The organism is Larkinella fluvii, assembly GCF_051857545.1.
In the GTDB taxonomy this organism is placed as follows: domain Bacteria; phylum Bacteroidota; class Bacteroidia; order Cytophagales; family Spirosomataceae; genus Larkinella.
In genome coordinates this window covers 261,993-284,251 of record NZ_JBPZHB010000010.1, presented here as the reverse complement: position 1 = coordinate 284,251, position 22,259 = coordinate 261,993, and the positions used below count along the sequence as shown (strand labels likewise).

Sequence of the window (22,259 nt, the reverse complement as noted above, 5' to 3'; positions counted from 1 at the left end):
CCGTACATGAGACAGCTAAAGATTTCAAAACAGATTACCAACCGCGAGAGCCAATCGCTTGATAAGTATTTGCAGGAGATTGGTAAAGTGGATTTATTAACGCCCGACGAAGAGGTTCAGTTGGCCCAGAAAATCCGGGAAGGCGACCAGTTGTCGCTGGAACGGCTGACCAAAGCCAACCTCCGGTTCGTTGTATCCGTAGCAAAACAGTATCAAAACCAGGGTTTGTCATTGGGTGACCTGATCAACGAGGGAAACCTCGGGTTGATCAAAGCCGCCCAGCGTTTTGACGAAACCCGGGGGTTCAAATTTATCTCGTACGCCGTTTGGTGGATTCGTCAGTCGATTCTGCAGGCATTGGCCGAACAGTCCCGGATTGTTCGTCTGCCGCTGAACCGGGTAGGTTCCCTGAACAAGATTTCCAAGACGTTCTCCGACCTGGAGCAGAAATTCGAACGCGAACCGTCACCGGAAGAACTGGCCGCCGTGCTGGAGATTTCGGCGGCTGAAGTGGTCGATACGCTGAAAATTTCGGGTCGGCATGTGTCTATGGATGCGCCGTTTGTGCAGGGCGAAGAAAACAGTTTGCTCGACGTTCTCGAAAACGATGGCGAAGACAAACCGGATTCGGGCCTGATCAACGACTCCTTGCGGAAAGAAGTACAACGCGCCCTGTCGACGCTGACCCAACGGGAAGCCGATGTCATCACGCTCTATTTCGGTCTGAATGGTGAACACGCCATGACGCTCGAAGAAATCGGGGAGAAATTTAACCTGACCCGGGAGCGCGTTCGGCAAATCAAGGAAAAAGCCATCCGCCGTCTGCGGCATACGTCCCGTTCCAAAGCGTTGAAAACGTATTTGGGGTAGACGAATTATAAGAATACGCCGAGATCGTAAAGAAAAAGCCGGGAATGCAGAGATACTTTGCGGACTCGGCTTTTTTTTGCGATTTCGTTTTTATCAACCCCCGATTGTTGTGGCTATTCATCAGCATGTACTGAATCTCGTTGAATTGTGTGTCCGCAAGGGCATCCGGCAGGCCATCATTTCGCCCGGTTCCCGCAGCGCACCCATCACCCTGGCCCTGGCGCGTCATCCGGAAATGACCACCCGCGCCGTGGCCGACGAACGTTCCGCCGGTTTTATTGCCCTGGGCCTGGCGCAGCAACTTCGTCAGCCGGTGATTCTGGTCTGTACATCCGGCAGTGCGGTCTATAACCTGGCCCCCGCCGTGGCCGAAGCCTACTTTCAGGAAATACCGCTGTTGATCCTGACCGCCGACCGGCCCAAAGAATGGACGCACCAACAGGACGGTCAAACAATTTACCAGACCGACATTTTTGGGAAACACGTCAAACAGGCCTTCGAACTGCCCGCCGATTTTGTCCACCCCGATGCCCGCTGGTTTGCCGAACGGGCGACGAACGAAGCCGTCGATCTGGCGTGGGCGGAACCGCGCGGTCCGGTACACATCAACATTCCGTTGCGCGAACCGCTGTATCCGGTTGGGGACGAAATTTTCCAGTATGAACCGGTTCGGGTGATTGAACAATTGACGGCGGTTCCGGCTTTGCCAGCAGAAACCTGGCACCGGCTGCAGGAGGAGTGGGAAACCGCCGAGCGGAAACTGATTGCCATTGGACAGGGGCCGCACGATCCGGCCTTGCTGGCGATTCTGAAAAAGATCAGCGAAGAATGGCGGATTCCGGTGTTGGGCGATGTGATTTCGAATCTGCCTCGCAATGGAGGGTTCATTACGCAGCAGGATATTTTTCTGAGTTCTGCCAATGAAGAATTGAAAAACAACCTCGTACCGGATTTGCTCATTACCTGTGGACAGTCGTTCATTTCGAAACAGCTCAAAGTATTCCTGCGGAATCATCAGCCCAGGGCACACTGGCAGATTCAGCCGCACCACCGCCTGGCCGATCCGTTTCAGTCCCTGACGCGCCTGATCCCGTATGAACCGACGGCTTTTTTTGAAAAACTGTTTTCGGATATTGATTACCAGCGGTTTGTGAGCAATGACGATGAGGATTCGGACGACAATTTTCAGGAACAGTGGCAAACCCTGGATCGGAAAGCGACGCGACTGCTGAGTCAATTTCTGAATGACGAGACGGTTTTTCACGAGTGGGCGGTTATTCAGCGGATTCTGGACGCGATGCCGGTGGAGAGTCAGCTTCATGTGGCCAACAGCATGCCGGTGCGCTACGTCAATTTCTGCGGACTGCCTGAAAATCAGCGGGTGGAGGTATTTGCCAATCGCGGAACCAGCGGCATCGACGGTTGTTTGAGTACGGCAGTGGGCGCGGCTTTGACGACGGATCAACTCGTGACGGCCTTGATTGGCGATGTCGCCTTCTTTTATGACCGGAATGGCCTGTGGAACAACCTGATTCCGGCCAATTTGCGCGTCATTGTGCTCAACAACCACGGCGGCAACATTTTCCGGATCATCGACGGGCCGTCCAAACAGCCGGAACTCAGTGCGTATTTTGAAACGAGCCAACCGCTCTCGGCCGAAAATACGGCAAAAGATGCCGGTCTGTCATATACGAAAGTGGCCTCGTATGGCGATTTAAAAACCGTCCTGGCGGATTTTTTTTCAAAGGGTGATCGGGGTAAATTGCTGGAAATTGAAACGGACCGGCGTGTAAATGCTGAACAATTTCAGCGGTATAAACAACTGGTTCAGGAAACCTTTTTAGATCGACAAAACCGTTAAAACGGTTTCTTAAATCTATATTCCGATTTTCTCTAAACCCACGGTTGGAAACCGTGGGCTGTTAAAAAAACGATTAGAGTCCCCGTTTTCAGGTTCGAAATAAACTAATGGCAAAACCGGGTGATTTGCTCTTTCGCCAGTTCATCGCCCGCATTGACGCCAATTTTCCAGGTTTGACACGCCTGTGTCACATCACCCGCCTGCTGATACGCCTGACCGAGATAGGCATATACATTTTCCACCGAGGCATCGAGCCGCTCGGCTTCTTTCAGGGCTGTAATGGCCTGAGCGGGCTGACTTTTGGCCATATAATAAAGACCCAGATTCCGGTGTGCCCAGCCGTTCTGGTCATCCAGTTTGATGGATTGCTGAATGAGTTTCAGCGCATCATCCGGACGATTGGTTTGGAGCAGCAGATAGCCTTTGTTGTTGAGGTAATAAGGCTGGGTGGGTTGCAGCGCTAACGCCTTGTCGGTCAGTTGCAGGGCTTCGGCGTATTTCGTTTCCCGGCTTAAAATCTGCCCCAGGTTGTTGAACGCAAAATGTTGTTTCGGATCGACCTGAGTTGCCTGCTGAAAGTCGGTTTTGGCGAGGTCGTATTGTTTCTGGTTGAAATATAACACGCCCCGGTTGGTCAGGGCTTCGGCGTTTTTGGGGTTCAGCGCCAGGGCTTTTTCGTAGGCAGACTGAGCCGCTGAAAGGCGGTTTTGTTTGACCTGCAGATTGCCCAGCCGTACGTAATAATAGGTCGAATCCCGGTAAACCGGCTGAATTTTGGTCAAATCGTCGCTACTTCCTTGGAGATCGTTCAGATCCGACCGAACTTCGGCGCGGTTGAAATAGGCCTGCCAGAATTCGGCGTCTTTGTCAACCGCCCGGTCGTAGTCGGCCAGAGCCGCCTGGAGATCGCCGAGCCGGTACTGCGCCAACCCGCGATTGTTGTAGGCATCGGCAAAATCAGGATTTTTTTCGATCGCTTCGTTGTAAAACCGGATGGCCTGCCGGTATTCGCCAGTTTTAAACGAAACGTTTCCCCGTTGAAAAAAAAGCGCGGATTCGTCCTTATCCGAGTTCGAACAGGCGAATAATAAAGAACAATGAATAATAAATAGCGAATATTGAATAACGAATGTTGAATTACGAAAGGGTGTATGGGAAGTGATGGGAGCCATGATTTGGTAATTTGGCATTAAATAAGTAACCTAACACTGTTAAATGGTAACAAAATGCGGTATATTAAAGAAATTTCGCATCCGGCGTTTCGGATTGGTCTCTACTTCTGGAACAACAAATACCTGATCAAGATCGAAGCCGGGCTGTATGAGCAAACCTACAAGATCAGTGAAATGGACGTCAGTTCCGATGAAGAAGTGATCCAGTTACTGGATGAACCGTTCATGCAACGGGTGAACGAACGATTCGGCCAGATGCACGCGGATTTTATGGAAACCATTCAACGGCACGAATACTAGACTAACTGCTCGTCACCGAGAGCCATTTTTTATACAACGCCCTTTGCCCGTCCGTCGGATTCGCAACCGGCTCGATTCGAAAAGCGGCCAGCGGATTTCCCGTCAGTTTGGCGGATACGGTTTTTAGTTCACCACCCCGATTCACGAGCACCTGAATGGTTTGGTCGGGGTGATGGGTGTCCAGTATTTTGTCCAGATCGTTATTCACCCGCCGGTTGTCGATCGACAGAATTTCGTCGTTGACATTCAATCCGCTGATCCAGGCGGGGGAATCGCGCCGAACGGCGGAAACCGTGAGTTTGCCATCGGCGTATTTCGTCATCGCCCCCAGGTAGGCGTCCTGTTTGCTGGCGCTGGCGTCCACCAGATTCAGTCCGACCGGATTCAGAAACGCATTGTAATCAATTTTGTCGGTTCCGAACACGTATTTCTGAAAGAAATCATCCAGGTTCCGGCCCGCAACCTGTTCCACGGCCTGCTGGAATTCGTCATCCGTAAACCCGCGTTTCAGCTTTTTATAATACGTCGTGTAGAGGAGCCGCATCACATCATCGAGGTTTTTCTGGCCATTGGTGTTCGACAGAATCGCCAGATTCAGCAAACCGCCGAGGACACTGCCTTTGCTGTAATACGAAATCGTGCTGTTTATCGAATTCTCATTGGGCCGATACAGCTTGATCCACGCGTCAAGACTGGCTTCGGTCACCGATTGCACCTCGTTTCCGGGTAAATTCTCGATGCCGGAGATTTCATTGCCCACGGAACGCAGGTAGGCTTCTGACGTCAGAAAACCGCTCCGTTTCAGAATCATGGACTGGTAAAAGGTCGTGATGCCTTCTGAAACCCACAGCAGATGGGTGTAATTTTCATTTTCGTAATCAAACGGGCCGAGGGCTTTGGGCCGAATACGCTTGACGTTCCAGAGGTGAAAGTATTCGTGGGCGACCAGACTCAACAGATTCTGATAAAGCTGACCGTTCAAAAACGCGTTTCGGGTAATTTGCAGGGTCGTGGAGTTGGCGTGTTCCAAACCGCCCCCGCCGGTGGGCGTCTGGTGGATGATAAAGGTATAATCTTTACAGGGATGCTCACCAATGACCTTGAAGGCTTCCTCACAAACCCGTTTCATGTCGTCGGCCAGCCGGGTTTCGTCGTACAGTTTCTCGCCGTATACCGCCACCGTGTGCGGAACACCGGCTGCCGTGAAGGTAAATGTATGCTGGTTTCCAATTTCAATGGGGCTGTCGACCAGCACGTCATAATCGGCGGCTTCGTACGTATTGGGTTGTCCGGCGACAGCCGCCAGACCGGTGTTGATTTTTTTCCAGTCTTTGTACGGCTGAATCCGGAGCTGGTGGGGCTGGTTTCGCAGGTGATCAATGTACAGAAAAATGCTCGCACCGTTCAGATACCCGTGGGATTCGTCGATAAAACTGGTCCGTACGCTAAGTTCATAGGCGTAGACTTTGTAGCGAATCGTCAGCGGGCTGGCCGTGGAATAAACCCGCCAGGTGTTTTTCCGGATTTTCTCGGAACGCACCGGTTTGTCGCCCGCCGAGGCCCGAAACCCTTCCACATTTTTAGCATACTCCCGAATCAGGTACGAGCCCGGTGTCCAAACCGGCATTTTAACGTCGATATAATCATTAGAGCCCGTTTTGGAATCGGTAGAGGCTCCGCTCACCCGCATTTCCACTTCGAAATAATGGGTTTGGGGTTCGGGCATCGACAGGGTATAGATAATGGAGGGAGTCGTTGCGAAAGGGGGGACCAAAGTGGATTCCGGTGCCGGAAAAGCCGCGCGGACGAAAGCCGGCAGGCAGAGTAAAAAGAAAAGCCAATGATTTTTTTTCATACGGAAATGCGTGTACTTTCGTTTTCAGATGGTAGAAACCCGTTCTTACGACTGACAAAAGTAATAACGTAACTACGATAAAGAAAATCTGTTTAACCCCAACGTATGCGTCCGACCCAGTTTGGAAAGGCATTCCACTTATCGGTTTTATTAACCTGCTCGGTGCTGGCAATGCCGGCAACCGCCCAACGAACCCTCAGTTACACCGAACCCGACGTCCTGTTCAGGAACGGGCTGGAGTGGTTTGAAAAAAATAACTATGCGGCAGCGCGCCAGGAATTCCTGCAATACCTGGACCGCAAAAAGCCCATTACCAACATCAGTGATCAGAATGCGGTTTCGGCGGAATACTACATTGCGCTGACGGGTCTGTATCTCGACATTCCGGAAGCGGAGGTTCAGGTGGACCGGTTTGTGAAAACCCACCGCGAACACCCGAAAGCCGGGCTTTTGTATGGCGATCTGGGAAAATACTACTTCGACAAAGGCGACTACGACCGGGCGATCACGTTTCTGGAAAAAGCCATCAAGCAAAGCCAGAACGCAAACGGCCAGGCCGAAAGCAAGTATCTCCTGGCGATGGCCTACTATTCGAAGCAGGATTTGCGGGCGGCTTTGCCCTTGCTGAACCAGATCAAACAGGATCCTGGTCTGGCACAGGCAGCATCGGCCTCGTATTATGCCGGTGTCATCAATTTCCGGCAGGGCAATTATACCGCAGCCATTGCCGATTTCAAGCGGATTGAAAAGGACCCGACCTATCAGAACGAAATTCCAAACTGGATTGTGCAGTCGATGTACAAAGCCGGTCGGTATGACGACTTGCTGGCCTATTCCCAGCCGTTGCTGCAACGGAACCGGGGCAATGCGGCCCAACTGGCCGAGGTGGCGCTGTTTACCGCTGAGGTTCTCTACAAAAAAGGCGATTTTGCCAAAGCCATTCCGTATTACAAACAATATAGTAACATCAAGGGTCGAAGCGTTCCCCCGGCGGTTCAGTTCCGGTACGGCGACGCGTTGTTCAAAACCGGGGATTATACCGGGGCCATCGCGGCTTTGAAAAATGTCTCGGCGGGAAAAGATACGATTGCCCAGTATTCGGCCTACCGATTGGGGATCAGTTACCTGCAAACCGCCAACCCGACGTTTGCGCTGAACGCCTTCGATCAGTCGGCCCGGCTGAATTTCAACAAGCCCATTCAGGAGGAATCGGCCTTTAATCACGCCAAACTCCAGCTCGATCTGAACAATGGCGGTGATGCTGTAAAAGAATTTACGGATTTCCTGAAACGCTATCCCGACAGCAAGTTCGAAAACGAGTCGAACGAACTGCTTAGCGAAGCGTATTTCTCGTCTAATAACAATGCGGCCGCCATTTCGTACATCGAAGGACTGAAACGGCGGACTCCGCGGATCAACGCGTCATACCAACGCATCACCTACAACCAGGCCGTGACGGATTTCAACGCGGAACGCTACGACCAGGCGATTGCCAATTTCGATAAATCTCTGAAATATCCGGTCGATTCCGATCTTCGCAACAACGCCCTGTTCTGGAAAGCGGAAACCTTCTCGGCTATGCGGAAATACGATGAGGCCATTCCGTTGTACCAGCAGGCCATGCGTTCCGGGAATGTCTCGGGTGATTTGCAGGGCAAGAGTTTGTACGCCCTCGGTTATGCTTCCTACAATAAAAAGAACTATCCGCAGGCTATTACGTATTTCCGGGATTTCATTTCCAAATCCGGGAGTTCCGACAAACAGGCGCTGGAAGATGCGACGGTTCGGGTGGCGGACAGCTATTTTGCGACCAAGAATTACAACGAAGCGATGCGGTTTTACGACAATGCCATCGCGCAGGGTCGCATCGACCGCGATTATGCCACCTTTCAGAAGGGTTTGATTCTGGCCTTCATGGAGCGCGACGTGGAAGCCAAAGCCCAGTTTGAAAAAGTACTGACCCAATTCCCCAATTCGCGGTATGCGGATGATGCGTTGTTTCAAATGGCGAATGTGGACTTTGAGAAAGGCGCTTACCAGCAGTCTATCCGCGGGTTTAGCCGGCTGATCAATGACAAACCGAAAAGCTACCTGATTCCGGCGGCCTTGTTGAAACGGGCGACGGCGAACACCAACCTCCAGGTCTACGAACCGGCGATTCAGGATTATAAACGGATTCTGGATCAGTTTGGCGGAAGCCCATCGGCACCGGGTGCGTTGCTCGGTTTGCAGAACGCCCTGAGTGATGCCGGTAGATCGGAAGAATTCAGCAGTACCCTGTCCAGTTACAAGAAGAATAATCCCGGCAGCACGGATGTACAAAAGGTTGAGTATGAAAATGCTAAGAGTCTATATTTCAATGAGAAATATGCACAGGCGGTGACGACTTTGCTCGGCTTTATCGACGACAATCCGGGAAGTCCGCTGGTGTATGAAGCCCGGTATTACCTGGCTGATTCCTACTTCCGGTCCGGCGATTTACCGAATGCCCTGCGGTATTATTACCTGGTCATTAGCGACAACAAATCGGATTTTGTGACCCGCGCGGCTGCCCGGGCGGCTGAAGTCGAACGCCAGCAGAAGAATTACCCGCGCGCCATTCGGAACTACCGCACGGTGCTGGCGCAGTCGAAAAGCAAGAACGAACAGTCGCAGGCGGTTTTGGGTTTGATGGATACCTATTACGAAACGGGCAATTATGACTCGACGCAGGTATCGGCCCGAGAAGTGTTGTCGATGGGGAACGTGGTGCCGGGTGCCCAAAACCGGGCGCAGTTGATGCTCGGGAAAGTGGCCTACGCCAAAGGGGATTTCAAACAGGCGACCACCGAGTTCGACAAAACCATCGCCCTGGCCAAAGATGAACAGGGAGCCGAAGCCAATTATTGGATCGCCGATATTCTGTACCGGACCAAAAAGCACAAGGAATCCATCGACGCTTTGCTGCGGTTCAACTCCGATTTTGCGCAGTACGACTACTGGAAGGGCAAAGGATTCATTCTGGTTGCCGACAACAACGTGGCGCAAAACGAGATCGCTCAGGCCAAAGCCGTGCTGAATTCCATTATCGAAAATGCTGAAAATCAGGAGATTGTTGCGGAGGCTAAGCAAAAACTGGCCGCCATCGATAGCAAAAACTGATCGGCTTTCGAAACCGGACCGGCTTTATTCATTCAACTAACAGACATCCGAATCACAGCGATTCAAACAGCATACCTGCATGTTCTTACCAAAATCATCCATCGACCATCTTAGATTGCTTTTGATCGTTACGGGCAGTTTGCTGCTCACTTCGGTCGATGCATTGGCGCAACAGACCCCGCGCCCCACCACGCCACCCGCCCGGGAAGGCGAGGTGGATGATCAGGAGATTACCATTGAGAAAAACCGCAAGATTGAAATGCCGGCGGCAAACCGCCTTTTCAATAAAATACCGTCCATTAAACCGTCCACCGAGCAGCGCAAACTGACCTACGAATTCAACGACCGGTCGCTGTCGGTGGGAGATCCGAAACTCTCGCCTTCGGCCTTGCCCATTCCGGCGGCCCAATCCGAGCAGCAGGAACTCTTCAACAATTACGTGAAACTGGGTGCGGGGAACTACAGCTCGTTTTACGGTGAAGCGTTCGGCAGCGGTCAGGTGATGGAAAACATCGCCGTCGATGGGTCGTTCAAGCATTTATCGTCGGGCATTGGCCCGGTGGACGGCAAAAACTCGGCTACCTCGGAAAACCGCCTGAAGCTGAACGGAAACTACCAGACGGATGCGTTCAAGATTTCGGCCAACCTGGGCTATGACCGGGAAGCGTTTTATTTCTACGGGTACCGTCGCCCGCAGGAAATCGACCGGCAAACCATTCGGCAGAAATTGACCACAACGCAGTTCAGGATTGGCATCGAAAACGTTGACCCGGATCGGAACATCGACTACTCGCTGAAAACCGGGATCGTAAACCTGGCCGATAATTATGAAGCGACCGAGCTCGACTGGGGAACCAATCTCAAAGGCTCGGTGGGGATCTCGGATAATTTCGTGGCCCTCTTTGCGGCCGATGCCTACGTCACCCAACGGAGCGACGGGCCGGTCGATAACCGGAATTTGTTCCGGGTGAAGCCTACCTTCAAATATTCTAATTCGTTGTTGACGGTTACGTTCGGGGTTAACGCTGTTAACGAATCGGATAAACGCCAGAGTATCAACCGAACGCGGGCTTTTCCGGTTTTAGACCTCGATGTGGTTCCGGCTGGGAATATTCACTTTTTTGCGGGCGTCGACGGCGATATTAACCGGAATACCCTGCGGACTTTCCTGAACGAAAACCGCTGGCTGGCTCCGCAGACGGTGTTGGCAAACACGGAGAAAACCTGGGATCTGTATGGTGGAAGCAAGGGTGAACTGGGAAGCGGTATTTCCTATGAAGGAAAAGTATCGTATGCCCGCTACAAGAATTTCTACGGTTTCAACAACACCTGGCCTGACACCTCACAGTTTTTTGTCGTGTATGACGGCGACCGGTCCCACGTCCTGACGGTTTCGGGTCAGGTGGGGTATACCTACAAAGAAATATTCCGGTCCACGCTGCGGGCCGACTTCTATGACTACAGCCTGAGCCGGATGGAAGCCGCCTGGCACCGGCCGACGATTTCGGGGTCGTGGTCTAATTCGTTTATCGTGAATAAAAAATTGTTTATCACGACCGATTTGTACCATTATCAGGGAATGAAGGGCAAAAACTTCGTTACCAATCAGATTGTTACCCTTAAACCGATCTGGGATTTAAACCTGAAAATTGACTATTTCCTGGGAAAACAGGTTTCAGCGTTTGTTTCGTTAAATAACATTATAGGTTCTAATTATCAGCGGTATTTGTATTATCCGCAACAAGGCCTTAACTTTCTCGGAGGATTGTCGTATAGCTTCTGACACCGCCTTAACCGAAAAGCGTATGGTACCTGTATCGGAGTATCTCAAAAAACTGTTGTTTCAGTACGATTGCCTCGTTGTTCCCGAACTGGGCGGTTTTATTCTGCACTATATTCCGGCCACGTTTGTGGAAAATACCGGAACGTATTTGCCTCCCCGGAAGAAAATCGCGTTCAACGAAGCCTTGAAGCTGGATGATGGCCTGTTGATCAACTACATGATGCTTCATGAGGGATTAACCCGCGATGAAGTGTTTCAGGCGATCCGGCAGTTTGTGGATGAACTGAAGCAGGAAGTGCGTCAACGCATTTTTACGATAGAGGGGCTGGGTTTGTTCTCGGAAAATGAGGAGGGTAAACTACAGTTCGATCCCGAAATCCGGCATAATTTTCAAGGCGAATCCTACGGTTTTCAGCCCATTGCTGCCCGTATGGTAACAGCTATTGAAGAAGAAGAAAAACCGCTTGCGCTGGTTAAATTTGCTCCGGAAGCTCCGATTTCGGTAGAAGCAGAAGAAGTTCAGGCCGAAACGAAAGAGCTGGAAATGCCTGTAGCGAGAAACCGCAGACAATACTTGGCGTGGGCTGCTGCGGTTTTGTTGATCTGTTCGCTCGGTATTGTGACCGTGAAAAAATCATCCTCTCAGGTGCTGAGTAGTCTGAACCCCTTCGAGTTGTTTGTGAGCGATGAGGATGACGCTCTGGTAACAGTAGCGGAAACACCAACGGCACCTGTTGAAACGAAGAAAGCTGAACCCGTTGTTATCCCGGTTTCGAGTCCGGTGGTGGTTCCGACTCCGGTAGTTGAACCTGTCAAACCAGCCGGGGTTGCCGAATCGATTGCTCCTGTTGTGCTGGAACCGAAGAAATCCGAAACCTATTACCTCGCCATCGCCGGCAGTTTTGCCAGCGTCCAGAATGCGAAACGGCTGATGCGTCGCCTGCGTCGGGAGGGTTTTGAAACGGCGTATATTCTGCCGCATTCGAAAAAGAAAGAACTGATCAAAGTAGCGGCCATTGGGTCGAATGATAAAACCGAAGTGCTGGCTTCGCTCGACAAAGTGAGCCGTTTATCCGGTGCGAGCGCCTGGGTTTGCAAAATTGAGTGAACAGAATTGGGTTCAAAGTTTGTGGGTTATAAATTTAGGACTTACGTCTGATAATTCAATCATACTTACGCTTTCTGCCCCTAAATCCCCTAAAGGGGACTTTTAACATCCGGATTAAGCCGCGTCCAAGTCCCCTTTAGGGGATCTAGGGGCAGAAAGCGTAAGTCCTAAAACTATAGACTCGAAACTTTAATTCAATCAATATACTAGCAAAAAGGCAGCCCACGGCTGCCTTTTTGCTTCAGGTGAACCGAACAATTCACGAAATCGTTTTAATTTTGCCGGTGTTGAACAATAGAGTCTACCGGTAGTTCCGTTAATTGGCTAAACACCTGCATCCATGAGTCGCGTCGTACTGGAAAATGAGAATGAATACCGGGTAACGGCTTTGGCCGGATCATTCGCTGTTTGTGCCCTGTTGTTTTTTCTGATGCTCTACATCCGGTTGTGGCAGTCGGTTCCGGATCCTCCGCCGATCGAATATGTGGAGGTGAACTTCGGGACCGATCTGGTGGGCAGTGGCAACATCCAGACGTACAACAAAGCCAACGATTCTAAAAATACGGAGGACGTTAAAAAGGAAGAGGACAAACCGAATCCGAAAGTGACGACCACCTCGCGGGTGGAGAAAACACCGGTTTCGCCCGTTCCCAAGATTGTAGACGCCAAACCGAGCAAAGTCGTTACGGAAAAACCGGATATCGCCAGCAAGATTGAAAGCCCGGTGACGGTTCCGGAAAAAGCTGAACCCAAGAAAGTAGAAGCCACCACGCCCAAACCGACGCCCGCACCGCCCAAAGCTGAGCCGGTTGCCGAGCCGAAAAAGGTGGATGCGAATGCGTTGTATAAAAAAGGTTCTTCCGGCGGGTCGAATGGAACGGTGGGTAAAGCATCCGGGACAGGAGGAAACAACAACGGTGACGATGCGTCGGGTGTGGGAGATAAAGGCAATCCGGATGGCAATATCAACGCCAAGCAGTTCTATGGTACACCGGGTGGGACGGGGTCCGGCGTTTCGCTGAACATTGCGGGCTGGCGTTTGGCCAGTAACCGCATCGCCCAGGATAACTCCGGAGAAAGTGGAAAAATCGTTTTTGAAATCAAGGTGGATGACAAAGGTGATGTTACTTTTGTGCGGGTTAAGGAAACCCGTCTAAGTCCAACCGTAACGGAGTTTTACAAACAACAGGTGTATAAATTGCAACTGGTGCAGAAAGCGTCGGCTGCTCCGCCGATCTCTACGGGTACTTACACCATTAACATCCGTTCAAACTAGTACCGAATGACGTATTCGGAAGCAATTGATTATTTGTATGCGCAGTTGCCGGTTTTTCACCGGATCGGAGCGAAGGCCCTCAAACCGGGTCTGGACAACATTCTTAAACTCTGCGAATACCTGGGAAACCCTCAGGAAAAATTCAGAACCATTCACGTTGGCGGCACGAACGGTAAAGGCAGTTCGTCGCATTTGCTGGCCGCTGTGCTGCAATCGGCGGGCTACAAAACCGGTTTATACACTTCTCCCCATCTGAAATCCTTTACCGAGCGGATTCGCATCGATGGTTTTCCCATGCCCGATGCGGAGGTGGCAGACTTCGTGGAAACCCACAAGGCGTTTATCGAGGATTTAAAGCCTTCTTTCTTTGAAGTGACTGTTGGTATGGCTTTCGACTACTTCGCGCGTCAGAACGTCGATTTGGCCGTTGTAGAGGTAGGGTTGGGGGGACGTCTGGATTCTACCAACATCATTACCCCGCTGGTGTCGCTCATTACCAACATTGGCTGGGATCACAGCGATATTTTGGGCGAGACACTTCAAAAGATTGCCTCCGAAAAAGCCGGTATCATCAAACCCGGTATTCCGGTGGTCATCAGCGAACGCGATCCTGAAACCCAGGCTGTCTTTGCTGACCGGGCGAAGGCGTGTCAAAGTCCCCTCGTATTCGCTTCTGACGTTTATGCGGTAACTGATTTTGGGGTCCGGGAAAAGGGACGGCTGTTATCGGTAACGGATCAGAAGGGGTTTATCGCTGGACTGACGGTGGGTTTACTGGGGACCTACCAACTGAAAAATACCGCGGGTGTCCTGGCGACCCTTGACGTGTTGCAAAACGAGTTCGAACTTTCTCAATCGTCGGTTCAGAATGGTTTTGCGAAAGTTGTTGAGCTGACCGGTTTGAAAGGCCGTTGGCAGGTTTTACAACAAAATCCCACCGTGATTTGTGATACGGCTCATAATGAACCCGGTATTTTGAACGTGCTGGAGTCTTTGCAAACGGTTTCGTACCAGCAACTGCATCTGGTGGTTGGTTTCGTAAGAGACAAGGATTTGTCGAAGGTGATTCGGTTGTTCCCGAAAGGAGCGAGGTACTATTTTTGTCAGCCCCACATTCCCCGGGCGCTGGATGTTGAGTTTCTGGCGGAAGCGTTTCGCGCGGAGGGATTTGCGGGTGATGTATTCCCGGATGTGAATCAGGCGCTGGAAGCCGCTAAAAGTTGTGCTCAACCGGCGGATTGTATTCTGGTGACCGGAAGCACGTATGTTGTTGCAGAATTAAACCAATTGGACGCGTGAGTAGAAAGAAGCTTTCCCGTTTTGAGCACAATCGAGTCAGTGTGAATGTTCTGGAGCCGGGAAAAGAGTTATTTGACACCATCAAGGGGCATTGGCGGGAACGGTATTTTCGGAATGCCAATCCGATCGTAATTGAAATCGGCTGTGGGAGAGGAGAATACACGATTGGGCTGGCCCGTCATTATCCCCATCTGAATTTCATTGGCATTGATCGGAAAGGCGACCGGATCGCGCAGGGGAGTCTGGTGGCACTGGAAACCGGATTAACCAACGTCGCTTTTTTGCGGACGGATATTTACCGGATTCAGGACTTTTTTGCAAAAGATGAGGTAAACGAGATCTGGATTACGTTTCCGGATCCACAACCCCGGGTGAGCCAATTGAAAAACCGCTCGACGGATGCCCGGTTTCTAAAGCTGTACCGGGAGATTCTGATCGACGGCGGTCTGCTTCACTTGAAAACCGACCATGATGATTTTTTCGATTTCAGTATCGAGAGCTTGAATCAGAACGGTTTTGATGATTTGGTCTCGACCCGCGACTTGTATGCCTCCGAAATGAACAACCTGCACCTCGGGATCAAGACGAAATACGAAGAGATTTTTACCCGAAAGGGATTTTCGATAAAATACTTAAAATGCAAAAAGGCGGGCTATTAACCCGCCTTTTTTGGTGCCAAATCCTTTTATATTACAATTTAGCAATCAGGTCAGCAACCCGGCTTGAGTAGCCAAATTCGTTGTCGTACCAGCCGACGATCTTCACCAGCGTTCCGTTAGCGGAAGTTAGTTTCGAATCGAAGATACATGAGCTTGGATTTCCAACGATATCGGTTGAAACGATTTCATCTTCGCAATATTCCAGAATTCCTTTCAGCGGACCTTCGGCTGCGGCTTTCATGGCTGCGTTGATTTCTTCTTTTGTGGCTTCGCGTTTCAAAATGGCGGTTAAGTCTGTTACTGAACCGTCGGGGATGGGTACCCGGAGTGCATAACCGTCCAGTTTTCCTTTCAATTGGGGCAATACCAGACCAACGGCTTTGGCAGCACCTGTCGAGGTCGGAACGATCGACAAAGCGGCCGCCCGGGCCCGGCGCAGGTCGGAGTGGGGAGCATCTTGAAGATTCTGATCGGCGGTGTACGCGTGAATCGTCGTCATGTAGCCTTTTTCAATGCCAAAAACGTCGTCCAGAACCTTGGCCATCGGAGCCAGGCAGTTCGTCGTGCAGGAAGCATTGGAAAGGATGGTTTCTGTACCCGTCAGTGTATCTTCGTTCACACCCAGAACAACCGTTGGAATATTTCCTTTGGCAGGAGCGGAGATGACCACTTTTTTAGCACCAGCCGTCAAATGTTGACCGGCACCGGCTTCGTCGACAAAACGACCAGTTGATTCCAGAACGACGTCAACGCCCAATGTACCCCAGGGCAATGCTTTGGGATCACGTTCTGCGTACGCATGAATTTTTACGCCATTAATGGTCAGGCTTTCGCTATCGGAGGTAACGGTGCCCTGAAATTTACCGTGAATGGAATCGTATTTTAGTAAATGCGCCAGGGTTGCATTATCAGTTAAGTCATTGATCGCAACAATTTCAACATTTTCTTTTTCGAGGAGTCTTCTGAAAGACAGGCGGCCGATGCGGCCGAACCCATTGATGGCGACTTTGATTTTGCCCATTGTGTGTTTTAATTAGTTAGCAAGAACGGTACAAAGATAGTATTACAAATCGAAACGTAAAGGTAAGTTTAAAGGGGGAAGTCATAAAATCGCTTGAGGACCGGCATATTTGAGGGAGGTAAAACGAATTGTTTAGCAAATTAGAGAGCTACAGGGTTTAGTATCGTAATATGCATTTACTAATATCAATTACATGTATTAATAGTATATTTAGTAATTTACTAACGATTTATTGGTATTTTACTAATTTTAATAGTATATCATTCTTACTTTTACTAATGGAATGTCATTGCCATACACCTTTCTTATTAATTTATTGTATATCTAGAAAGCGTTATTTCCTTGCTAAAATGAACTCTGAATATTCGGTAAAATTATTCATTACCTGCTTAAAAATGGTTATTTTTATAGTCTGTTTCTAGCAGGCTATCATCCATTCAATGGCTTAAAATAGGAGTGGCACCATTCTTTTTATTCGATTTTAGCTTACTTGACAACCCTAAAAAACGATACGTCTCAGCATGCTGACCGCCCCAATATAGCGGACTTTTACACCAGCCTGTCTGACTGTAGACCGATCGATTGCGGTTTATTAAGACCTCGCAGCTTGCATTGGACAAACTCAATCCGGAAAATGGATTCGTCTGATCCCTACGGGATCAAACCGCCAATCAATCAGATCACCCACCTTAGCCTGCACACGATTGAGGTAATCTCAGCCAGTACCAATAATCATTTGTTGCGGTTAAGTCAATTCTTCATCAACGTATTTCTGAAGCACAACGGTCAAAAATCGATTCATTGTGGCCTTTTCATCATCCTTTCAAATAACCAACGACACCCTTTTTTTACAACGTGTTTGTATAATATAATTGTATTATATTTATTCAGTAACATACAGATCCAGCTTGGTACATTCACAACAATTATCATTTTTAACCCCCCTTTCTTGCTGGTCAAAAACACGACTTCTATCAGTTATTGCACTACGACACTTCATATATAAAAATAGTAAAAAACCGATAAGAACGATTTTAGAAAAATATCTATAAGTATGCTCAAAATCAAGTAGTTATAGTAATCAAAATGAATAATTTCTATAAACAAATTTTTGAATTATGGAGTACACAAAAGTAATTGAAGATTGTTGGTCTGACCGTTCTTTACTGACCGATTCAGTAACCCTTGAAACCATCAGAAAGGTGATAGCCGAACTCGACGGGGGTCGTTTGCGCGTAGCCGAACCAGGTGGCGAAGGAGGGAAGTGGATCGTGAACGAATGGATCAAAAAAGCGATCTTACTGTATTTTGTTTCCCAAACGATGAAAACGGATGAAGTCGGAATTTTTGAATTTCACGATAAAATTCCGCTGAAGACCGACTACAAAAGTCGCGGTGTGCGGGTCGTTCCACCAGCCGTCGCCCGCTATGGTTCCTACATTGCTCCAGGTGCAATTCTAATGCCGTCCTATGTAAATGTCGGTGCGTACGTGGATGAGCGAACCATGGTCGATACCTGGGCTACCGTGGGCAGTTGTGCGCAGATCGGAAAAGACGTTCACCTGAGTGGGGGAGTAGGCATCGGCGGGGTATTGGAACCGCCCCAGGCGTCACCCGTTATCGTGGAAGACGGCGCCTTCATTGGCTCCCGCTGCATCGTCGTAGAGGGCGCACACATTGGCAAAAGAGCCGTTCTCGGAGCCGGTGTCACCATCACCGGAAGCTCCAAAATTATCGACGTCACCGGCTCGTCACCAGTCGAACACCGGGGCTATGTACCCGACAATTCCGTCGTCATTCCGGGTACCATTGCTAAAGAATTTGCAGCCGGTGTGTACCAGGTTCCCTGTGCGCTCATCATCGGTCTGCGTAAGGAATCGACGGATCTGAAAACGTCGCTCAACGACGCGTTGCGCACGAACAATGTAACGGTTTAACACACCATACATTTGTAAACGGACAACATTCTCTATTTGCAATTCACAAAAGCCAATTTTACATTAGTAACGTTGGCTTTTTCTATTTGTAAACAATTAACATTTGTACTATTTACATTATTAACAAACACTGATTTACATTTGACTTGCTTTAGATTGTAAATTATTTACTTTTGTAAAAAACATGCCGCTATGAATGTAAATGACAAAATTAAACAGGTATTGAAGGACAAGAACTTAACCCCTTCTTATTTCGCCGATGAAATCGGGGTTCAACGGTCGAGCATCTCCCACATCCTCTCGGGACGCAACCGCCCCAGCTTCGATATCATTCAAAAGATCATTCGCCGATTTCCTGAGTTGGGTTACGATTGGATATTGGAAGAAGATCAACCCGTAACAAATGTAAATCCTCGTCCGGTTGAAATTCAAGCCATTCCGCGCAAGCCCAGCCCGCAACCCGAAATTGTAGACGAAAAACCGCCTTATGTAGCCCCGTCACAATCGCCTGTAGCGAAAAATAAAGACGAAAAAATCATAGAACGAATTCTGGTTTTCTACACCGACGGCACCTTTCGGGAGTACGCGCCGTCATAAATAATTGGAGAATCCTCCGTAACCTGCTACCTTTGTCGCATTAGGTGCCACCTGCCGGTTTGGACAGGGTTGGCTTAATAGGGAAGTCGGTGCAAAACCGACGCTGTCCCCGCAACTGTAAACCCGTACGAACTGATTTCCTCTTCTTGCCACTGTCCGGTTTTGTTCGGATGGGAAGGCCGAAATCAGTGGGTGAGCCAGGAGACCTGCCTAAAACAACGATACTCTGTTTCTTTCGGGTGAAAAGGAAACCGGGTTTTTACGGCTCCCAACCCTTTTTAGGAGGGAATTGACGGCCACTTTTTTACTTAATTTAACTATGATGCGGTATAGAGACGGGATTTTCCTGTCCTTACTGGTGGGGTCGTTTTCGGTTGTGAACGGACAAACCAACGGTACTGACCAAACGTTACCCGCCGTAACGATTCGGGGAACCACGCCCGAGCGGTTTTCGGCCGGTCAGAAAACCCAGCGGATCGACTCCGTGACACTCGAACAATTCCGGTTTCAAACGCTCACGGACCTCCTGACCTACACCACACCCATTGCGTTTAAGGTATATGGTGCGGGGCAATTATCGACCGCTTCGTTTCGGGGTACCTCGGCCAATCACACCGCCGTACTCTGGAACGGGATCAACATTAATCAGCCAACGCTCGGGCTAAGCGATTTATCGACGCTGCCGGTCACCGGTTTCGATCAGCTCGCGGTTCAATACGGCTCCTCCGCCAGTTGCGTGGGGTCGGATGCCGTGGGAGGTAGCATTCTGCTTATGAACAATCCAAAGTGGCAACAACCCGGTTTTCAGGCTTCCGTCGGGCAGCAGCTCGGCAGTTTTCGAAATTACGGAACGCAGCTTGGAATCCGGTTTGTGCGTGTTGCCGGAAAACGCTGGCAGATTGCCGGGAAATCATTCTTCTACACCACCAACGCCAACAACGATTTCCCGTATCGCGAACGGGGGAATTACTTCGTGGAGCACTCGATCACCCAACAGAAAGGCTTCATTCAGGATTTGTATTTCCGAAACCAGAAAAACCAGCAGCTTTCGGTGAACCTCTGGCTGACGGATAACAATTTGACCGTTACGCCCTACGATACCACCGTTCGGGAACGAACCCGCTCACAATCATACCGGTTTTTAACAACCTACGAAACGAATAAACTCACGCTGCGACTGGGCTGGATTCGCGACATCATCGATTACGCACGCGGAAATTTCAATACTCCCAGCCATTCCGAAACCGATCGACTAATCAGTCGAATTGAGAAGGAGTTTACGCATTCCTATAAATCAGCCGAAGTTTCCCTGCGACTGGGGGGCGAGTGGTCGCATTACCGCACGCAGGTCGACGGCTACGGCGATCAACCGATTCAGGAAAACCGTGCCGATCTGTATGCGCTGCTCCGGATGCAGTGGACGCGGTGGCTAATTTCGGCCAATCTCCGGCAGGCATTCGTCACCCGGTTTGATCCGCCGATTACACCTTCACTGGGTGTTGAGTATGCTGTCGTAAAAACGGGCCAAAGCACGCTAACCGCCAAAGCATCCGCCGGACGCAGTTACCGGGTTCCCACGCTGAACGAACGGTATTGGAAAGTACTTGGGAATCCGGACATTCGGCCCGAAAACGGGTTTAATCTGGAAGCGGGTTTAGCAAGCCGATGGATTCCCACCGAACACTTAACCGTGACATCCGAAGCCACGGTTTTCCGAAACCGCATCGACGACTGGTCGTACTGGAATCCAGAGTCCGGCTACCGGGTCGAAAATCTGCAACTCGTCGTAGCCCGTGGATTGGAGTGGTCGGGAACGCTGAATTATACGACAGCAAACTGGCAATCGGGCTTAACCTTGACTTACGCCCTGACGCGGTCGAGCCAGGAGCGGGTCTACAACGTCTATGCCCAGGACATCATCGGCAAACAACTGGTGTATGTTCCCAAACACAGCGGCCGGTTTTCGGCCTTTGTGGCAAAAGGTAAAAACCGCCTGACCCTCCAGAACCAGGTGAATTCCCGTCAGTACATCACCTTCGACAACATTCAATTTCTACGCGGCTACGTGCTGACGAACGTGTTGCTCGAAACCCAGATCAAGCTCGGCCCCGTCGCAACCCGGATTCAGGGACAGATCAACAATGTGTTTGATACCGTCTACCTCAACGTCAAGCGAAACGCGATGCCGGGCCGCAACTTTACCATTCAATTAATCTGTAATCTGAATACCCCAAAACAATGAGAAAAGTAACTACCGCACCGTCGGTCCGATTGAAACTGGCACTTGGTCTGCTGGTCGCCCTGAACTGGTCCTGTAACAATGACAATGACGATCCGCAAGCCCTGCCGTTTGGTTCGGGCGTGCTGGTTGTCAACCAGGGTAATTTCACCGACAACAATGGGACGATCTCGTATTTTCCACCGACGGGCTCAACAGCTTCTTACGATATTTTCAATCAGGTCAATCAGCGTTCTCTGACCGGGAGTGTGCAGGCCTACGAAGAAGCCGATGGCAAGGGATTGATTCTGGTCGACAACACCACGGCGGGTCAGGACAAAGTTGAAATTGTGGATGCCAACACCTTCAAGTCACTGGCGACGCTGAAATCCCCGGAAATTGAAAACCCCCGCTCAGCGGTTCGGGTGAGTGCCAACAAAGTATACGTGAGTTGCTGGGATCTTTCGGGTGATTTTTCAAACGGCACGTTCTACAAAGATCCGGGATACATTGCCGTCGTGGATTTAACGACCAATACCGTAATCAAAAAAATACCGGTGGTGAAAGGAGTGGAGACGCTTCTGCTGGTGGGTAGCGAGGTGTTTGCCGGTTCGACCGGTGGTTCTACCAAACTTACGGTTATCGACATCACCACCGATCAGCTTAAAACCGGTATCGAAATTGGCGCAAATCCCAATCCGGTGGCCGTCGACGGCAACGGCAAACTCTGGGTGTACAGTGGCGGTGAAATGATTCGGGTCAACCCGCAGAGCAAGGCGATTGAAAACCGCCTGAAGATTGGAACCGACAAAACCCGCTCGCTTTCAAAATTCCGGTTGAGTTCAGACAAACAATACTTTTACTTCGTGAACAGTTACTACGGTGATGCTTCCGAAAACTACAAGGAAAAAGGCGAGACCTATCGTTTTTCGATCAACGACACCAGTGTTCCGGCTACCACACCCTTTATCAAACGGTTATTCAGCGGCCTGGCCGTCGAACCGCAATCCGGCATCATTTACGGCGGGTTTACGCCATCCTACAAACAGGCCGGTTACGTCTTCCGCTACCAGGCCAGCGGAACCCTGATCGATTCCGTGAAAGCAGAGATTGCGCCAGCCGGTTTTTATTTTAAATAGATGATAGAAATGAGACAAGAGAA

The 22,259-nt window shown here is 50.1% G+C and carries 16 protein-coding genes and 1 riboswitch; of the genes, 13 read left to right on the top strand and 3 right to left on the bottom strand.

The annotated features are described in order from the left end of the window. The first annotated feature begins 6 nt into the window (after nt 1-6). Entirely contained in the window at nt 7-870 is an 864-nt protein-coding gene (locus tag ACS5NO_RS26440; RefSeq protein ID WP_038118528.1) for a sigma-70 family RNA polymerase sigma factor, read from the top strand. A 109-nt stretch (nt 871-979) separates the two neighbouring features. Further along, nucleotides 980-2,731 carry a 2-succinyl-5-enolpyruvyl-6-hydroxy-3-cyclohexene-1-carboxylic-acid synthase gene (menD, locus tag ACS5NO_RS26435; RefSeq protein ID WP_439417920.1) on the top strand — a complete coding sequence of 584 codons (1,752 nt, stop codon included), beginning with the start codon at nt 980-982 and terminating at the stop codon, nt 2,729-2,731. 104 nt (nt 2,732-2,835) lie between these two features. Here menD and ACS5NO_RS26430 read toward each other — a convergent pair whose 3' ends face one another. Then, nucleotides 2,836-3,903, bottom strand: coding sequence for a tetratricopeptide repeat protein (locus ACS5NO_RS26430; RefSeq protein ID WP_439417919.1), 1,068 nt, complete (start codon nt 3,901-3,903; stop codon nt 2,836-2,838). Between the two features lie 54 nt (nt 3,904-3,957). On the opposite strand from ACS5NO_RS26430, the gene ACS5NO_RS26425 reads away from it, so the two are divergent. Next, nucleotides 3,958-4,203, top strand: coding sequence for a hypothetical protein (locus ACS5NO_RS26425; protein WP_439417918.1), 246 nt, complete (start codon nt 3,958-3,960; stop codon nt 4,201-4,203). Nucleotide 4,204: 1 nt separating this feature from the next. Here the strand turns inward: ACS5NO_RS26425 and ACS5NO_RS26420 are convergent, their stop codons facing one another. After that, nucleotides 4,205-6,058 carry a M61 family metallopeptidase gene (locus ACS5NO_RS26420; protein ID WP_439417917.1) on the bottom strand — a complete coding sequence of 618 codons (1,854 nt, stop codon included), beginning with the start codon at nt 6,056-6,058 and terminating at the stop codon, nt 4,205-4,207. Between the two features lie 105 nt (nt 6,059-6,163). Between ACS5NO_RS26420 and ACS5NO_RS26415 the strand changes: the two genes are divergently transcribed. From ACS5NO_RS26415 to trmB, 6 genes are all read left to right on the top strand, one after another. Then, the gene (locus tag ACS5NO_RS26415; protein WP_439417916.1) at nt 6,164-9,199 is read left to right on the top strand and encodes a tetratricopeptide repeat protein; all 3,036 of its coding nucleotides are present in this window, start codon (nt 6,164-6,166) and stop codon (nt 9,197-9,199) included. A 79-nt stretch (nt 9,200-9,278) separates the two neighbouring features. Next, on the top strand, nt 9,279-10,982 hold the full coding sequence (locus tag ACS5NO_RS26410) for a TonB-dependent receptor (protein ID WP_439417915.1): 1,704 nt from the start codon (nt 9,279-9,281) through the stop codon (nt 10,980-10,982). A gap of 22 nt (nt 10,983-11,004) precedes the next feature. Then, a complete protein-coding gene (locus ACS5NO_RS26405; RefSeq protein WP_439417914.1) occupies nt 11,005-12,090 on the top strand; it encodes an HU domain-containing protein in 1,086 nt (361 codons plus the stop codon). Between the two features lie 340 nt (nt 12,091-12,430). After that, the gene (locus ACS5NO_RS26400; protein ID WP_439417913.1) at nt 12,431-13,366 is read left to right on the top strand and encodes a hypothetical protein; all 936 of its coding nucleotides are present in this window, start codon (nt 12,431-12,433) and stop codon (nt 13,364-13,366) included. A gap of 6 nt (nt 13,367-13,372) precedes the next feature. After that, nucleotides 13,373-14,665, top strand: coding sequence for a bifunctional folylpolyglutamate synthase/dihydrofolate synthase (locus tag ACS5NO_RS26395; protein WP_439417912.1), 1,293 nt, complete (start codon nt 13,373-13,375; stop codon nt 14,663-14,665). Further along, on the top strand, nt 14,662-15,324 hold the full coding sequence (trmB, locus tag ACS5NO_RS26390; protein WP_439417911.1) for a tRNA (guanosine(46)-N7)-methyltransferase TrmB: 663 nt from the start codon (nt 14,662-14,664) through the stop codon (nt 15,322-15,324). The genes ACS5NO_RS26395 and trmB overlap by 4 nt, the downstream gene beginning before the upstream one ends. Nucleotides 15,325-15,355: 31 nt before the next feature. Here the strand turns inward: trmB and gap are convergent, their stop codons facing one another. Next, the gene (gene gap / locus ACS5NO_RS26385; RefSeq protein WP_150874735.1) at nt 15,356-16,345 is read right to left on the bottom strand and encodes a type I glyceraldehyde-3-phosphate dehydrogenase; all 990 of its coding nucleotides are present in this window, start codon (nt 16,343-16,345) and stop codon (nt 15,356-15,358) included. Nucleotides 16,346-17,463: 1,118 nt separating this feature from the next. Between gap and ACS5NO_RS26380 the strand changes: the two genes are divergently transcribed. The 4 genes from ACS5NO_RS26380 (at nt 17,464) to ACS5NO_RS26365 (ending at nt 22,236) form a co-directional block, all read left to right on the top strand. Beyond that, nucleotides 17,464-18,282 (top strand): 2,3,4,5-tetrahydropyridine-2,6-dicarboxylate N-succinyltransferase, encoded by an 819-nt coding sequence (locus tag ACS5NO_RS26380; RefSeq protein ID WP_439417910.1) that lies wholly within the window; start codon nt 17,464-17,466, stop codon nt 18,280-18,282. 192 nt (nt 18,283-18,474) lie between these two features. Beyond that, nucleotides 18,475-18,879 (top strand): helix-turn-helix transcriptional regulator, encoded by a 405-nt coding sequence (locus tag ACS5NO_RS26375; RefSeq protein WP_439417909.1) that lies wholly within the window; start codon nt 18,475-18,477, stop codon nt 18,877-18,879. 25 nt (nt 18,880-18,904) lie between these two features. Continuing rightward, nucleotides 18,905-19,107: riboswitch (cobalamin riboswitch) on the top strand. Nucleotides 19,108-19,198: 91 nt separating this feature from the next. Next, nucleotides 19,199-21,121, top strand: coding sequence for a TonB-dependent receptor plug domain-containing protein (locus ACS5NO_RS26370; RefSeq protein WP_439417908.1), 1,923 nt, complete (start codon nt 19,199-19,201; stop codon nt 21,119-21,121). Then, complete coding sequence (locus ACS5NO_RS26365) at nt 21,118-22,236, top strand: YncE family protein (RefSeq protein ID WP_439417907.1); 1,119 nt, start codon at nt 21,118-21,120, stop codon at nt 22,234-22,236. Before ACS5NO_RS26370 ends, ACS5NO_RS26365 begins: the two co-directional genes overlap by 4 nt. Nucleotides 22,237-22,259 lie beyond the last annotated feature (23 nt).

Excerpts from the sequence above, each read along its gene's own strand:
- ACS5NO_RS26440 (WP_038118528.1), top strand. The coding sequence starts at position 7 with ATGAGACAGCTAAAGATTTCAAAACAGATTACCAACCGCGAGAGCCAA.
- ACS5NO_RS26430 (WP_439417919.1), bottom strand. The coding sequence starts at position 3,903 with ATGGCTCCCATCACTTCCCATACACCCTTTCGTAATTCAACATTCGTT.
- ACS5NO_RS26425 (WP_439417918.1), top strand. The coding sequence starts at position 3,958 with ATGCGGTATATTAAAGAAATTTCGCATCCGGCGTTTCGGATTGGTCTC.
- ACS5NO_RS26420 (WP_439417917.1), bottom strand. The coding sequence starts at position 6,058 with ATGAAAAAAAATCATTGGCTTTTCTTTTTACTCTGCCTGCCGGCTTTC.
- ACS5NO_RS26415 (WP_439417916.1), top strand. The coding sequence starts at position 6,164 with ATGCGTCCGACCCAGTTTGGAAAGGCATTCCACTTATCGGTTTTATTA.
- ACS5NO_RS26410 (WP_439417915.1), top strand. The coding sequence starts at position 9,279 with ATGTTCTTACCAAAATCATCCATCGACCATCTTAGATTGCTTTTGATC.
- ACS5NO_RS26405 (WP_439417914.1), top strand. The coding sequence starts at position 11,005 with ATGGTACCTGTATCGGAGTATCTCAAAAAACTGTTGTTTCAGTACGAT.
- ACS5NO_RS26400 (WP_439417913.1), top strand. The coding sequence starts at position 12,431 with ATGAGTCGCGTCGTACTGGAAAATGAGAATGAATACCGGGTAACGGCT.
- ACS5NO_RS26395 (WP_439417912.1), top strand. The coding sequence starts at position 13,373 with ATGACGTATTCGGAAGCAATTGATTATTTGTATGCGCAGTTGCCGGTT.
- gap (WP_150874735.1), bottom strand. The coding sequence starts at position 16,345 with ATGGGCAAAATCAAAGTCGCCATCAATGGGTTCGGCCGCATCGGCCGC.
- ACS5NO_RS26380 (WP_439417910.1), top strand. The coding sequence starts at position 17,464 with ATGGAGTACACAAAAGTAATTGAAGATTGTTGGTCTGACCGTTCTTTA.
- ACS5NO_RS26375 (WP_439417909.1), top strand. The coding sequence starts at position 18,475 with ATGAATGTAAATGACAAAATTAAACAGGTATTGAAGGACAAGAACTTA.
- ACS5NO_RS26370 (WP_439417908.1), top strand. The coding sequence starts at position 19,199 with ATGATGCGGTATAGAGACGGGATTTTCCTGTCCTTACTGGTGGGGTCG.
- ACS5NO_RS26365 (WP_439417907.1), top strand. The coding sequence starts at position 21,118 with ATGAGAAAAGTAACTACCGCACCGTCGGTCCGATTGAAACTGGCACTT.